Genomic DNA, 14916 nt, shown 5'->3' with positions numbered 1-14916 from the left:
GGACTCCCCTACATAAAACAGACATTTTCTAAGCAGCAGTTATTCCTAACGCTCGAGTTTCCCGTCCCCAAATCCAAGATTAACAACTTTTTTCATTACTTGAACTTAGGATTAAAAAAACAACGTTTTACAAACTTCATCAACGAATTTAAATATTCAATAAACCTAAGTATGATACTTATTCGTTGTAAAAGTTATTGAAAGAGAACTTTAAATCACTATAAAAAATATTCAAATCTAAACAACAATCCTCTTCAAATGCAAAGGTCTTTAATAAAGATTAGCTCTCATCAAAAACATCATCAATGATAGCTAATCAATAAAGTACTTTCCAGGAGGAATTATAGTCAGACTTTCCTCAGGATACCACTTAAAAGTGTCTATAGTGCTTTCGGAGTTCACCTCTAAATTGCCAAAAAGCTTATCAATCAAATGCTTTTTTCCAATCATTATCAAAAAAAACTTCATCAATACTTTTGGAAAAGGATAAATGATCACCTTCTTTCGCTTCAAGCGCGCAATACTTTTAACAATCTCAGGTAGGCTATAGCTAACATCGTCCGAAACAAAGAAAACACCTACTACACCATATGATGACTTTAAGACTGCGAACATTAAACTACACAAGTTTTCGATAGAAACTAAGCTCCTTCTATTGTTAATACTCCCAATAGGAAGAGAGATTCCTCTATCAATAAAGTTGGATAGCATCTTAAGATTTGCCTTTGCCCCTTCTCCGTAAACAAGTGGAGGACGAATAATAATAACATCAAAAACGCCTTTTTCACTGAGATTAAGAAGTTTTCTTTCTGCGGCATACTTAGTTTCACCATAAATTCCTGATGGGTTGACATCATCAGATGGAGAAAAAGGGAGCTCATTTGAGTAATCGCCATTAACCTTTACAGAACTCAAAAAAATAAACTTCTTAACCCCTGTATTCTTTGCATCCTCAGCAAGCCTAACGGTGGATTCTACATTTATCCTCCAGTACTCTTTCTCCTCTTCAATCGTCAGTTTCTTTAAATCGTGAACTTTCGATGCCAGATGAATGACGGAACTACAGTTAGACAAAATTGACTTCCATTGAACAGTAGGTGAAAGATCTCCATAAAGCTCTCTTGTTCCGCGAACAACTTGAATATTTTCCTTTTCAAGAAATCTACAAAGATAGCGCCCAATAAAACCATTTGCTCCAGTAACAAACACTTTCATCATTTACACTCCATTATAGACAAAACATCACAAGCGAGCTGATCCATCAGCCTTTCTCTTTTGAAAAAATCTACAAATTCATCTCTACTATGCCACCCTAAATCAAGACGACCAAAGGCTTCAACAGCCTCATCGGTATTGCAGGGATGAAAAATAGCCGTGCGATCTAAGTGCTCTTTACAAAATTTAGCCGCATACCCCGACACTCCGGCTAAAATAGGCTTTCCAGTTGCACCATACTCAAAAAGTTTAGACGGAAGTACTTTTTCAAAGGCCTTGTAATTATTTAAGTGCAGAAAAAGAACGTCACACTGTTGATATTCATAAATTAATTCTTCTCTACTAACAGGAGGAAGAAGAGTAACATTTTTTAACCTATTATCCTTTAAAAGGCAGGAATAAAGAAGCTCTCTACGTCCTCCATTTCCAATAATTTTAAAAGTTGCAATATCTCTTAATCGCTTTGCGAGAGAAGGTATTATCTGATGTAATCCTTGACCTTCCCCTATATTGCCTGCATACAAGATATTAATCTTACCTTCTTCCAATGTTCTATTATAATTTATATTTAAGAACTCTTGATCTATTCCATTTGTATAAAATGAATAACATTTGTCGCTATAACGTTTTTCAAAATAAGGTAAGAAGCCCTTAGAAACAAGGTTTATCTTCCTCGCTCGCTTTATAGTTACTCGTTCAACTAAGAAAAAAAAAGGATATACAAAATTTGCTTTTTTTCCAAACACATCTTTGACAGTATCTAAGAAAATATCTCGAATATCTAAAAATAAAGGAATTCTAAAAAAGTAGGAAACAAGCGCGCCCAGAAAAGCAGTCATCAGTCTTGATGATGTTGCAAAAACGAGATCATATCTTTCATTCTTTATAATTTTTAAGGCAGCTAGAGTAAAATAAATAAATGCTTTTGCTTGATCTAAAACACCACTCTGGTGAGAAGAAATATCCACTCTATGTAACGTCAGTTTTCCCTTTTTCTCTATATTAGGTGCTTCTTTTTTAAAGTTATGATATCTATTAGGCTTTGTTGTAATAAGTACAATCTCTGAGTTTTCAGGAAGCATTTTCAACAAACTCATGACAAAAGCTTTAGTTCGAAATGATCCAGCACAAAGGTCTGGAGGGTAGTAGAAGCTAAGAATTAAAATTTTCATAGATTTCTAATTTTTTCCTGTAGAGTAATCGAACACCTCGATATCTCCAATATCTCCTCCAAAGGAATTGGAAAAGAACCAGACTCTAGTCCTTCTTTAAATGCTTTCACTTCATTTAGATGTCCTTTATCTTGTGATTTTAGCGCATACTTTATACTCTTTAAGCCTATTCCTGTTAACTTCTTAAAATTATCTAGGACTATAATTTTCCCTCCAACAAAAACCTCGAGCCTCTCTTTAGAGAAAGATTTATTACCATTAGCAAAATAATGAATAGTTCCAATATCACCATTTTCAAATTCCAACTGAATTGAAAAAGTATCCTTACAGTCAGACTTCATAACACTAACACTAGAATCCACTATTTTTGAATCTGACAAAAATCTCAAAAGATCAATAAAGTGACATCCCTCTCCAATAAGACGCCCACCACCAACGGTAGCATCTTGCGTCCAGTGATCTTTTGGAATGGCTCCAGCATTAATTGTCATTACAAAAGCTCTCGAAGCAGAAGATTTTTTTAGTGTTTTTTTAAGTTCCTGTGCCAATGGAGAAAATCTTCTATTAAAACCTACCATTAGTAACGGTTTTGGGAACCCCTCCTTTTTGTAGAAGTTTTCTATCTCGTCTACTTCATCCATAGATAAGGCAAGAGGCTTCTCTACAAAAACATTTTTTCCATTTTTCAAGGCCCTAATTACAAGGGCGCCGTGAGAGTTATGTCTCGTTGTAATAACAACATTCCTTACTCCCTTGTCTTCTAAAACCCTGTCATAATCACTTGTTAGCTCTTCAAATTTAAACTTCTCTCTAAGATGTGGCGCCATTGCTCCTGATGAGCGACTCCCAATTTTTTGAAATTCGAACTCACTCTTTTCAAATGCCGGTAAAAGAACAGCTCCAGCAAATTGCCCGGCACCTATCATTGAAACAGATATAGAAGAACTTTTTGAGCTTTTTTCGTAATAGATACTTTTATTAAGCTCTTTAACTTCCTCTCCATACGAAATAATTATTCCTAACTCTAATGATTGACTTCCCAAGCCGCTATATAATTCTGGAGCATTTTGAAAATCAACCTTACGAGTAATAAGATCTTCAACAATCAATGTCCCCTCTTCAAGGCTTTGAAGAACAGCTTCAAAGTTTCTTTGTTCGGTCCATCTTGCAAATCCAATTGGATAATCAATCCCCATATCCTCATACTTAGGATCATACCTACCTGGCCCATAGGAGCATGAGACTTGAAAAGTTATTTCTTTTTCATAAAAGTCAGACCTTTTAATATCAAGACCGACAACACCAACAAGAATTACCTTTCCTCTAACTCTTGTCATTTGAGCAGCTTGAGAAATTACATCATTACTTCTGGTCGAAGCTGTTATAATTACTCCGTCAACTCCAACACCATTTGTCTGATTTAAAGCTTCGGCAACAGGGTCAACGGTTTCACTTACAACAAATGCTTTGGCACCATAAGATTTTGCCTTATTTACCTTTTCTTCATCAAAGTCAAATCCAATGACTTGACAACCATTTGCTCTTAAAAGCTGAACCGTAAGTAATCCTATAAGGCCAAGACCGACAACGACAATCGTTTCCCCAAAAGATGGAGTCAATAGACGTATTCCCTGTAGCCCAATAGCACCCACAACAGTAAAGGAAGCACTCTCATCTGAAACATGTTCAGGAATTTTAGCAACAAGATTACGCGATACTGAGGCAAATTCGGCATGAGGTGCATTAGAAACTACTCGATCACCAGGCTTTAAATCGTTAACATTCTTTCCAACTTCTACAACGACACCGACTGAAGAGTAGCCTAAAGGTAAAGGTTGGCCCAGCTTGTTTCTAACTGCGTTAAAAGTTGGAGTAAGACCATCAGTTTTCACTTTCGTTAGAACTTGTTGAACTTTTTCAGGTTGCTGCCTTACTTTATTAATAAGATTTGCCTTCCCAAAGTTAAGTAACATTTTTTCTGTTCCCAACGAGACAAGTGTCCTTGTCGTTTGAATCAACACATATCCCGCTGCACAATAAGGAACAGGAAGTTCCTCTATTTTAACTTTACCTGTTTTTAAACTTTGAAAAAGCTGCTTCATTCTGATTTAATCTCTTTGTTAATAATTTTCTAATATGGTTCGATATGACTTTAAAACAATACTTTAAACGCGCACTTTCTCTGCCGCCACACATTTTAATTCTTAAGGTCTACCAGCATCTAATATTTCGCTTAAAGTCTTATTTTGTTCAAATAAAAGATATCATATTACCTACCTCTTCTTCAAACTATAGTAACGTTGATTTTACTTCTTTATTTTCTAACGCACCTGACACTAAACTAATAAAGACATCCTTTCCACAACTTGATGGAATTCTAAAAAAAACAACTAATCATGAGTTTAATCTACTTGGCTCAAATTGGGTGAAGGTCGAGTACGGAATGGATGTAAATGGAATCATGGGAATAAAGTATGATATGCAAACCAAATTCCCGCCTAGACCAAGCAATTTTGAATGGATAAGAAAATCCATTAATTTTGCCAACAGAACGAACAGTAATAAGATATGGAAATTTATTTCAAAAGAGTATAACCCTATCGACTGGCATATCGACTTTAAGTCTGGATATAGATGGAACCCAAAAATATGGTGGTTTAGAATTCCTTATGGTCATAGAGATGGTGTCGACATAAAAGTCCCATGGGAGCTATCTAGATGTCAGCATTTTCCCTGGCTAGCTCTAGCTTATGGCAAAACTCTCAAAGATAATAATAAGCAAAAAGCAGAAACTCTAGCTATTGAGTTTCAAAATCAAATTCTTGACTTCATTGCGACAAATCCTCCTAAATTTGGAGTTAACTGGCGCTGCCCAATGGATGTTGCAATTCGAGCAGCAAACTGGGTTTATGCATATGATATTTTCAGGCTATATGGATGGGAGCCCTCTCAAGAAGTAAAAAATATACTTGCAAACTCTCTCTATGATCATGGTGTATTTATTTATTCAAATCTTGAAATTGGCACTGATAAGTTCAGAGGCAACCACTATCTTGCTGATATCTGTGGCCTCGCTTTTATAGCAGCCTTTCTCCCAAAAAGTCCTACCACAAATTACTGGCTAAATTTCTCTTTTAAGGCTTTAAAAGAAGAAATGGACTACCAATTTTTTGATGATGGATCTAACTTTGAAGGCTCTACTGCTTATCATCGACTTTCAGCTGAAATGATGCTTTACACATCACTCCTTTTTGACAACCTTGCCCTTGATAAAAAAGAAGTTATTGGTGACATTTCATTCGATGAAAAATACCTTCAAAAGCTCTACCTTATGTCACAATTTTCTCAAGATATAACTCGGCAAGATGGAAATATTTGCCAAATTGGCGATAATGACAGTGGACGGTTTATAAAGATACAACCGGACTTTATTTCAAATACTCTTGAAGAAAATCATCTTAGCCAGAGTAATCTTATTAATATTATTCAAGCCTTTTTTAAAATTTCAAAAAGCTGCTTAAATTCGGACTGGATTTATAGAAATACGAAACAAAATATTCCCCTTCAAAAAAACGAAGAATATCATCAAATTGACAATCTTCTCTCTTTTAAAAATCTATTTTCAGAAGAAATCTTTAAGTACATTAAAGTAGTAATAGAACAAAGTCATCTTTCCTCTGCACCTAAAGACTTTTCATCAACTGACTACGAATTTGAATTATCCTGTAAGTCTGACCTAGAAATTAAACAGTACCAAAAATTTGGCCTCTATATTTTTAAAAATAAAGATTTCTTCCTATCCTTCAGATGTGGAAAAGTTGGTCAAAAAGAAAGAGGTGGCCATGATCATAACGATCAACTCTCAATTGAGATTTTTAGCGACACTTTAAAGATTGAGGATCCAGGAACAGGACTTTATACTCCATTTCCAGAAATTCGAAATAAATATAGGAGTATCTCTTCTCATTTTGGCCCACAGGTCTATAAAGATAAAAAGCTAATTGAACCAGGAAAGCTAGATCAAGGCCTATTTTCCTTAAACTCAAAACAAAGTAGTGAGGTTATTTACTTTAATAAGAAAGTTTGTATCGGGTACAACAGAAAACTACAAACAATTAGATTTCTCATCGTTCATGAAAAAAAAATCTTAATAAGGGATCTCTCTATAAATAAATCATACAAGATACAACTCTTCACTTTTAATGACAATTTAAAGCTATCGAGAGGATATGGTCTTTTTATCAACTCAAACACTAACAATTCTTAGCTAACAACATAACGCGAACCCTATAGAAGGTAGTAAATGAAAGAAAATATATCTTATCCCGATGACGGTCATAAACAAACCTATCTAATTGAAGATAATAGTTTCTGGTTTAGAAGTAGAAACAAAATCATAGAATATGTTACAGACCGCTTTGGTTTTGGGTCTTCCTTTGCAGATGTTGGAGGAGGAAACGGATATGTTTCAAGTTATCTTAAAAGCCAAAATAAAGATGTATCTATTCATTTAATTGAACCTGGGCAGAGAGGTTGTGAAAATGCCCAATCAAGAGGGCTTGATAAAATTCACAATACTACTCTAGAGACTCTAAACTTAACATTTGATAGTATTGGTCTGTTTGACGTTATCGAACATATTGAAGACTCCGTTAGTTTCTTAAAGAAAGTAAGAGAAAAGTTAAATAAGAATGGACTTCTATATATTACTGTTCCTGCCTATAATTTCCTTTGGTCAGAAAAAGATGACGATGCTGGACACCATAGAAGATACACTCTCAAGCTTATTAAAGAAGAACTTTCTCAATCAGGCTTTAAAACTCAATACTCCTCTTACTTTTTTGGAATATTAATTCCTTTTATTTTTCTATTAAGATCACTTCCCTACAAGCTTGGCCATCGAAATCCAAGTGATGCAAGCAATGATCACAAATCAGGCCAAACCGGATTATTACTAGAGAAAATTCTTAATCTTGAACTAATAACAATAAAGAAAGGTTTAAAAATGCCAATAGGGGCAAGTTTAGTCATTGTTGCAAAAGCAAAATAAAGCAGTACTAAAAAAAAGGCATCTTATGAGAATACAAAACAATCACAGAATAAAAGAGCAAACATTCGCAAATTACTTAAGGGCTCAAACACCTATTATTCTAACATACTTCTTCTTCCTTCTAATTATCCTCCTTCCACACATAATGTGGCTAAAAAACACGAACTACTCTTTTGATTACTTCAAATTCTCTTTTGATGAAGACTACTACCTCAACAATGTAAGAAACAACATTTTCTACGGAAGATTTCTTTCATACACAGTAACAAAACCACTTTTTCTACTCTTCAAAAATATCTTTTTCGTTAATTTAACCTTAGACATATTTCTCTCGACAAGTATTTTCTTTATTCTAAACAAGATCTACAAAAAGATAGATATAGTAAGGAGCCTCTCACCTCTCGCAATTCTAACAACGATATTTTCTTTTGATCTATTCTCTCTTGGAAACTCTTCCGTTTTTACGAAGTATAATATTTCATTCATTAGAAATCTAAATCCAGAGCTCTTTTCCTTCCTAATTCCAGATTCGACAACAAGTTTCCTAATAATTAATCGATCACCTGAGCCACAATTAAGCCTCTTATTTTTTTTCTTATCTATCCTTTTACTTGTGAATTTCTCAAAAGACTTGCATCTAAACTCATTTTTATTTTCTTTAATTGGTCTTATTTCTGGAGCAACTTACCCCTTCTTGGCACTTTTAACACTCATTGTATATAGTCTTTTCTTTACACTAATGAGCCTTAGAAATCGAAAACTGTATCTTCAATATTTTTATTTTCTCATCTTTTTTTTAGGAACATTCATCCTTCATACCTCGTACGCTGCTCAAGCAAATGGAAATTCCCTAGTTTTTCAGTCGAGGCTTCCAAGCTTCACCCCATCACTAATTCTCTCTTTTATAATATTATTTTTCTATATAAAAAAAGGTCTCCCTCAAAAGCCCTTCGACACTCTCTGCTTAGCACTTATACTAACCCCAATTATTATTACAAATCAGCAACTAGTATCTGGATATATGGTTTCAGTGAGAGACTGGGAAAGAAACGCTTGCTATTTTATTCTCACCTTAGGTGTATTTTTTTCTTTCTTCACTAAAACAATCACTTCCAAAAGAAAAAAAAGAATACTACCAATATTCTCTTTCTCACTAACTACATTAACGATACTTACACTACTAAAAGCTCAGTATAATACCTTCATTTCCTGGAACCAAAGAAACGAAATTGCTCTGGAGTCCTGCATCGCCCTAAAGAATATTCCTTCTTCAATAAATCTTAATTCTTATGAAATACTTATCTCTCCGCAAATTGATATAAATCTTGTATCAACACACTGTGAGCATATTAATATTTTTAATAATCCAACCGAACACTTCACCAAACCAATTCCAAACCTTACAAATGGGAATATTCCCAGCAAGACTCACATATATTACTTTGAGAAAATCCTTACATACGCACAATTTTTTAAAATAGCTCCAGAGAGTCTCTATAAGGTCATGCATTCTGAGCTACAAAATCAAAGTGGATATCATTTAAACTATGTATTTAGCCTTCATGACTCGTGGTACCCTATCTCGGACGGTAGAAATCTAAATATCAACGGGGTATCAATAACAATAAAGAAAATCTTTAAGCTAGGCTTAAAGCCAAGTTCCCATAAAAAATTTATTATAATCACAAGGAAAGAGGAAAAAGTTGATACAAGTTTTCTAACAGAGCTGAAGTCACGAAACAGAGTTAATTTATATATTACAAACTAAGAGTTATCCACAACATCTTTAATAATATACTTTGGCCTGTTCTTGACCTGGTCATATGTTTTTGAAACATAAAGACCTATTACGCCAGAAGATACAAGTTGCACTCCTCCCATAAAAAGAATAACAATTACTATTGAAGGCCAACCTATATCAAATTGATTTTGGAATATAGTTTTCTGAACAACAATACTAACTGCACATAAAAAAGAAATGAGGGTTATTATAAACCCAAAAAATACAATTGCGACAAGAGGCTTAGTTGAATATGAAAGCAGACAATCTAAAGCAAGCTTATAGCGCTTTAGGAAGTTGTATGATGTTGCTCCTTTATATGGCTTTTCAATCGTGTAAGACAATTGCTCAAAACCCGAAAGGGCCATTAGTCCAATAGGTAAAGAGTTTACCTCTTTAAAGCTTAGAAGAGCGTCTAAATATCTACGTGACATAACCCTTTGCCATGCTTGATTTCTTGGGATTTTAACTTCTGAAGCAAAGTCTAGTAGATCATAAAAACACTTTCCAAGAAAGCTACGTACAAAATCACCACTCCTCTCCTCTGTCACACCATAAACAACATCGGAACCACTTTTAGTGTACAAAAGATACATCTCACTTAAGTTTTCTGGTGCCTCCTCAAGGTCGCAATCTGCGGCATATATGACATCACCTTTCGCATAACCTAACCCCGCAAACATTGCTGCATGCTGACCAAAATTTCTTGAAAGCTTAATAAGCTTGACTCTATCATCTTTCTCTAAGACTTCTTCAACTTTGAGACACGATTCATCCGGAGAACCATCGTCAACAAAAATAAACTCGTAGTCTAAATTGAGTTTTTTAATAACCTTAAGATGCCGGAGGTAAAAATCTCCAACAACCTTTTCTGAATCATACAAGGAGGTGACGACACTTAGCTTCAAACATTTCTCACAAGCGTTGCATGCCCATACCTATACATGTTGATCATCTCAGGGGGTATCCCCCAGTCGATAGCACCTACTTTATCATGAAGCTCTTCAAGTTCTCTCGTATGGTAGCTAATCATATCCTCAACCATTCTATTCATCGCAGACTTAAATCCATGCTGATAAGATGCGTTGATAATATTATCAACGGAAGCTTTTATAGCATACTCTCTAGAATAAACTTTATAAGGCTCCCTCTCTGGCTTAAAAAGAGAAATATCTATCCCTTGCTCCTTACCAAGAACTAAATTACAAAGTATCTCCGAAATTAATGGCGAACAGTGAAGCCCATCTCTTTTAGTCCCTGTTGCAATAATAAGATTTTCATAAGAAGTTTCTCCGATTAATGGAACAGTATCCTCTGAAGTTGGTCTCCAGCCAATATTTGATCTTACAAACTGACTTCTATAGAAGTCAGAATTTAACTGCCTAATTGAAGACTCAACTAGACCATGTAAACTTGTTAGACGAACCCCGTCTTCTGGGATTGGAGATATGAAGTTACTAGCTCCAATCAAAGTCTTAGTCGACGTCTGCGGCGCAGCATAGAGCCCACAAGCTAAGCCTCGATTCGGAGTTCTTACACAATTCTTAAGGGTATTCTCTCCCGTCTCAAGAAGAATACTTGCTCCTACTCCATAGAATATCCTCGGAAATTGTACATCAAAGTTTGAAGCATCGACTATCTTTGAAAAATTAGCTCCAGCAGCAAGCAGAAAAACATCTCCTGAAACACTCTCACCGCACTCTAGCTCTACATCTTGAATTTTATCACCCTGAAAATTTAACCTTTTTGCATAACCATCACGAAAGACCACCCTCTCACTTCTCTCCAAAATAATCTTAAGAGAATTCATCAAATCAATAGGGTTTACCCAACCTTCACGTGGAATATATACAGCGCGAGAGCCTCTATCATTTGGCATGGGTCTATAGTTCTCAACAGAGTTAAGCTTTACCATTTCATGAGGCTCATTAAACTCACTTAATGCCCCAAGAATTGCATCAAAGTTTCTATCTTCTAACTCATCTGTAGAGTGGTTATTAATCAAGAATGTCCCAAAGCCATGATTAATCTTTACATGACTAAGCTCTTCTAGCCTTTTGATATACTCTACCCACAATGGAGCCGCTCTCCTATTAAATAAAAATTTTTCTTTATCAAAACGATTAGAAAATGTCCCTACATCGACTTCACAAAAAGAGTTAAACATTGCCGCAGCAGCCAATGATGCACATCCTTTATTATCTCGAGGCCCTATTATTGAAACCTCAACAGACTTATCCTCTGTTATCAAAGAGAGAGCCGCTGTATAGGATAATATTCCATTCCCTGCAATAACAACTTTCATAGTTACTACTCCTTAACTATGTAGCATAGCCCTGGGTAATACTGTGCTCTTTTAATTTTATGCTTATAGCTTCTCAATATTTCATTAGAATAAACCATTCCCTCTGCTGGAATTGTATTTCTTGTTAGCTGCCAAAACGCAATAACTCCACCTGGAACCAATCTATCATAAACAGTCTTGAAAGAAGATGACGTAGGTGCATAAGAATTTAAATCAAAAAATGCTAAAGAGACAACCTCTCCAGGGTTTTCCTTAAAAAATGTCGGCAAAGTCTCCCTGATATCCCCCTTAAAGACCTTATGCTTACCATAATTATGTCCCATCGCATTACTCTTTTCATGCAACTCCAAAAGCTCACTAAGGTAGCTATCATAATCCTGGCCAACTTTATAAGTTCCATCAGCGTGTAAGTCTGTAGGTAAATCTTTTTCACCAAATCCGACATACCCTTCAAATGTATCAAAGCAAGCGATTCTTCTATTTAAATGAAGAGGCTCAAGTACTGCCCTTAGATTTTCACATAAGACCGCAGTTTGCCCTCTCCATGTACCTAAATCTAAAATTACACCCGGCAGATTTAAGATTTGATCATATAACTCTTTTGTCGCAAGAAACCTTGCCAACAACGAGCCTCTAACAAAAAGCCCCAGAGATCTTTCCGATTCCTCAGGAGTTGCAGGATACGCTAATAAGTTGCTATAGATTTTCTTCCTTGCCTCTATGCTAATATTATCCGAATAGGAAACAACAGCAGATTCATGTTTATTTTCAGTCATTTTTTACTCCATCAAATTGTATATTTAGAAACTATCACCTTGGATTCAAAAATTAAAATAAAAAGTATAGATTAACAATTTAAAATAATCTTCTAAACCGCGCCCTTCTTTCTATTTGCCACCAGCACTCATCCTTAGATAATCTTTAAAAAAAGAAAGTTTCTCATGCGCCATAAAATCAAGAACTGACTCCCCATTGTAAACAAGTCCTCCATAAGGCTCATAACCAGGGTATGCGAAATACTCAACATCAACCCCTTTCTCAGCTAGAACACGCTCAGAGCTCTCCAAATACCCCTTGGCCGAAGGTCCTGACAGATAAGAACAAGGCGAAAATTCACTCAACAAGCTAATCAACCGCTCCTGCTTTCCGCTCTCCAACACAAAATCATGAGAGTCTAGAAACAATGTATCTAGCTTCATTTCATAAGAAAGATACTTGATAATATATCTATTCAACTCGCTGAGAGAGTTTGTCTCTTTTTCAAACAGGAAGTGCTCTAAAAGTGGCTTTAACTGCTTGGAAAACATTGGCTTCTTTTTGTAGCAAAATTCCAACAAAGACATATGTGACTTTTTCCAGCCAGGATTAAAGTCTAAAGAAACCTCTGATATTTTCTTCTTTTCAGAACTCTTGCAAACAGGGATAGTAATCCAGTGAGTTTTACCATCAGAGCGGACCTTATTTCTATTTCTCCAGTCATTCTTAGTGTACTTAACCTCATCATAAAAAATGAATTTATCTGCAGAAGAAATCAAATCAAAATAACCTATCCAAGGAAAGTAATTCGACTGTAAAACAACAACCTTTTCCATAATTAAAGCTCCATAAAATAATCTCTGACACTATCCCGAACCCTTACTAAGTCTTTATCACTAAGAGAGGTATGCATAGGCAACCTCAAAACTCTCTCACTCTCCTTTGTCGTGTACTTATCCGACCCAAAGAAATCTCCATACAGAATTCCAGCCGGGGAAGTATGCAAGGGGACATAATGAGAAGCCGACTCAATACCTTTTTTCAAGAGATAAGACCTTAAGCTCTTTCTTTCGAGACCATTTTTCAATTTAATGTAAAAGATATGTGCATTATGGGAACAGTATTCAAGGTCTTCACAAAAAGTAAGACCATCATAAGAGCCAAGCTCATTAAACAAGCTTTTATATTTATACCAAAGATCAACTCTTCTACTATTGAGCTCCTCTATACGTCTTAACTGATCCAACAAGAATCCTGCATTAAACTCGCTAGGCAAATAACTAGATCCCAAACATTGCCACGTATATTTATCAACTTCCCCTCTTAAGAATGAAGCCCTATCCGTTCCTTTCTCTCTTATCATCTCAGCTTTCTTAAAAAGATTTAAATTATTCACAACAAGGAGCCCCCCTTCCCCGCAGTGAAAATTCTTTGTTTCGTGAAAAGAGAATGCTGACAAATCTCCAAAAGTTCCTAAACTCTGCCCTTTATACTTACTCATCAATGCCTGAGCTGCATCCTCGAGCAGGAACACTCCATGCTTTGAAGTGATTTCTTTCACTTTATCAATATCACAAGAAAATCCTGCATAGTGAACAATTAGGATAGCTTTTGTTTTCTCTGTTACTGCCTCTTCGATCTTATTTTCATCAATATTCATTGTTACTGGGTTTATATCTACAAAAATAAGCTTCGCTCCTCTTGCAACAAATGGACTTCCACTAGTCACAAACGTATAACTTGGAAGAATAATTTCGTCCCCTGGCTTTACATCAATTAACAAAGCCATCATTTCTAGCGCATGAGTACAAGATGTTGTAAATAGAGTTTTCGCCCCCTTAAAGTGATTATCAAACCACTCGTGACACTTCTGAGTCAGAGGACCATCTCCTGAATACTTGCAAGATGCCTCTATTTCCTCTAAAAAGTCATAACTACTTGCCCTAACAGGAACATTAAATTTAATCATCAATTTCTCTTTTAAATCTATTGGTTAAGCTCCATCCTCAAGCACAACTTCTTTTAAATAATTACGGTAAAGACAATTTGGAAACTCCTCCATAAGGGCAATTAAATCGTCACGATCAATATATTTTTTTTCTATAAGCAACTTCTTCTAAACACGCTACTTTAAAACCCTGCCCTTCTTCAATCGCAGAAACACAAGATGACGCCCCTAACAATGACTTTGGAGTTCCAGCATCAAGCCACGCAACTCCACGGCTTATTACTTGCACGCTAAGGTCATTACTTTCTAAGTACTTCTTTAAAATATCAATAATCTCAATTTCCCCTCTTGAACTAGGCTTTAACTCTCTAGCCTTTTGGCAGACAGATTTATCAAATACATACAATCCAGGAATTGCATACTTAGATCTAGGGACAGATGGCTTGTCCTGCTCTTCAAACTCAATCTTAATTCCAAGATGGGATCCATCTCCCAATAATGCTTGAAACATCTCAAAACCCCGTGGAGTCGTAATAACAAGAATCTCCCTAATCCCTCCTAACATAAGAAGGCTTAGAGGATAGTAGATCATTGGCTTGTCATAAACAGGAAGTAACTGTTTAGTTATAACTTCTGTTGCTGGATAAAGCCTAGAACCTGCTCCTCCTGCTAAAATTATACCTCTCATCC

13 protein-coding genes are annotated in these 14916 nt (G+C 35.6%); 3 read left to right on the top strand and 10 right to left on the bottom strand.

The genetic code is table 11. The features are described from left to right. Positions 1-312 precede the first annotated feature (312 nt). From CES88_RS10225 to CES88_RS10215, 3 genes are all read right to left on the bottom strand, one after another. On the bottom strand, positions 313-1218 hold the full coding sequence (locus CES88_RS10225; protein WP_290733996.1) for an NAD-dependent epimerase/dehydratase family protein: 906 nt from the start codon (positions 1216-1218) through the stop codon (positions 313-315). Continuing rightward, a complete protein-coding gene (locus CES88_RS10220) occupies positions 1215-2297 on the bottom strand; it encodes a glycosyltransferase family 4 protein (protein ID WP_290733994.1) in 1083 nt (360 codons plus the stop codon). Before CES88_RS10220 ends, CES88_RS10225 begins: the two co-directional genes overlap by 4 nt. A gap of 86 nt (positions 2298-2383) precedes the next feature. Continuing rightward, on the bottom strand, positions 2384-4489 hold the full coding sequence (locus CES88_RS10215) for a bi-domain-containing oxidoreductase (RefSeq protein ID WP_290733992.1): 2106 nt from the start codon (positions 4487-4489) through the stop codon (positions 2384-2386). Positions 4490-4533: 44 nt separating this feature from the next. Here CES88_RS10215 and CES88_RS10210 point away from each other — a divergent pair, with 44 nt between their 5' ends. Together CES88_RS10210 and CES88_RS10205 are read left to right on the top strand one after the other, a co-directional pair. Next, complete coding sequence (locus CES88_RS10210; RefSeq protein ID WP_290733990.1) at positions 4534-6654, top strand: heparinase II/III family protein; 2121 nt, start codon at positions 4534-4536, stop codon at positions 6652-6654. Positions 6655-6690: 36 nt separating this feature from the next. Next, complete coding sequence (locus CES88_RS10205; RefSeq protein ID WP_290733988.1) at positions 6691-7437, top strand: class I SAM-dependent methyltransferase; 747 nt, start codon at positions 6691-6693, stop codon at positions 7435-7437. A gap of 363 nt (positions 7438-7800) precedes the next feature. On the opposite strand, the gene CES88_RS10200 is transcribed toward CES88_RS10205, so the two are convergent. After that, on the bottom strand, positions 7801-7923 hold the full coding sequence (locus CES88_RS10200; protein ID WP_290733986.1) for a hypothetical protein: 123 nt from the start codon (positions 7921-7923) through the stop codon (positions 7801-7803). Between the two features lie 535 nt (positions 7924-8458). Here CES88_RS10200 and CES88_RS10195 point away from each other — a divergent pair. Further along, positions 8459-9205, top strand: a complete 747-nt coding sequence (locus CES88_RS10195) for a hypothetical protein (protein ID WP_290733984.1) — start codon at positions 8459-8461, stop codon at positions 9203-9205. Here CES88_RS10195 and CES88_RS10190 read toward each other — a convergent pair. The 6 genes from CES88_RS10190 to CES88_RS10165 form a co-directional block, all read right to left on the bottom strand. Continuing rightward, positions 9202-10125, bottom strand: a complete 924-nt coding sequence (locus CES88_RS10190; protein WP_290733982.1) for a glycosyltransferase family 2 protein — start codon at positions 10123-10125, stop codon at positions 9202-9204. The genes CES88_RS10195 and CES88_RS10190 overlap by 4 nt on opposite strands. After that, positions 10122-11522 (bottom strand): FAD-binding oxidoreductase, encoded by a 1401-nt coding sequence (locus tag CES88_RS10185; protein WP_290733980.1) that lies wholly within the window; start codon positions 11520-11522, stop codon positions 10122-10124. The genes CES88_RS10190 and CES88_RS10185 overlap by 4 nt, the downstream gene beginning before the upstream one ends. Before the next feature lie 5 nt (positions 11523-11527). After that, on the bottom strand, positions 11528-12298 hold the full coding sequence (locus CES88_RS10180; protein WP_290733978.1) for a TylF/MycF/NovP-related O-methyltransferase: 771 nt from the start codon (positions 12296-12298) through the stop codon (positions 11528-11530). 111 nt (positions 12299-12409) lie between these two features. Then, positions 12410-13114, bottom strand: coding sequence for a WbqC family protein (locus tag CES88_RS10175; RefSeq protein WP_290733976.1), 705 nt, complete (start codon positions 13112-13114; stop codon positions 12410-12412). Positions 13115-13116: 2 nt separating this feature from the next. Beyond that, positions 13117-14247: a dTDP-4-amino-4,6-dideoxygalactose transaminase gene (gene rffA / locus CES88_RS10170; RefSeq protein ID WP_290733975.1), complete on the bottom strand. Its 1131-nt coding sequence runs from the start codon at positions 14245-14247 to the stop codon at positions 13117-13119. Between the two features lie 115 nt (positions 14248-14362). Further along, positions 14363-14914 carry a sugar phosphate nucleotidyltransferase gene (locus CES88_RS10165; protein WP_290733973.1) on the bottom strand — a complete coding sequence of 184 codons (552 nt, stop codon included), beginning with the start codon at positions 14912-14914 and terminating at the stop codon, positions 14363-14365. Positions 14915-14916 lie beyond the last annotated feature (2 nt).

This window comes from Halobacteriovorax sp. JY17 (genome assembly GCF_002753895.1).
GTDB lineage: Bacteria > Bdellovibrionota > Bacteriovoracia > Bacteriovoracales > Bacteriovoracaceae > Halobacteriovorax.
Note: the sequence above shows the minus strand (reverse complement) of the source record. Positions and strands in the feature narration are given on the sequence as shown.

Bases quoted from the DNA above. Each gene is read 5' to 3' on its own strand.
- CES88_RS10185 (WP_290733980.1), bottom strand. From the start codon at position 11,522: ATGAAAGTTGTTATTGCAGGGAATGGAATATTATCCTATACAGCGGCT.
- CES88_RS10165 (WP_290733973.1), bottom strand. From the start codon at position 14,914: ATGAGAGGTATAATTTTAGCAGGAGGAGCAGGTTCTAGGCTTTATCCA.
- CES88_RS10180 (WP_290733978.1), bottom strand. From the start codon at position 12,298: ATGACTGAAAATAAACATGAATCTGCTGTTGTTTCCTATTCGGATAAT.
- CES88_RS10175 (WP_290733976.1), bottom strand. From the start codon at position 13,114: ATGGAAAAGGTTGTTGTTTTACAGTCGAATTACTTTCCTTGGATAGGT.
- CES88_RS10200 (WP_290733986.1), bottom strand. From the start codon at position 7,923: ATGAATGAAATATTATACTTCGTAAAAACGGAAGAGTTTCCAAGAGAG.
- rffA (WP_290733975.1), bottom strand. From the start codon at position 14,247: ATGATTAAATTTAATGTTCCTGTTAGGGCAAGTAGTTATGACTTTTTA.
- CES88_RS10195 (WP_290733984.1), top strand. From the start codon at position 8,459: ATGGTTTCAGTGAGAGACTGGGAAAGAAACGCTTGCTATTTTATTCTC.
- CES88_RS10225 (WP_290733996.1), bottom strand. From the start codon at position 1,218: ATGATGAAAGTGTTTGTTACTGGAGCAAATGGTTTTATTGGGCGCTAT.
- CES88_RS10210 (WP_290733990.1), top strand. From the start codon at position 4,534: ATGACTTTAAAACAATACTTTAAACGCGCACTTTCTCTGCCGCCACAC.
- CES88_RS10220 (WP_290733994.1), bottom strand. From the start codon at position 2,297: ATGCTTCCTGAAAACTCAGAGATTGTACTTATTACAACAAAGCCTAAT.
- CES88_RS10205 (WP_290733988.1), top strand. From the start codon at position 6,691: ATGAAAGAAAATATATCTTATCCCGATGACGGTCATAAACAAACCTAT.
- CES88_RS10215 (WP_290733992.1), bottom strand. From the start codon at position 4,489: ATGAAGCAGCTTTTTCAAAGTTTAAAAACAGGTAAAGTTAAAATAGAG.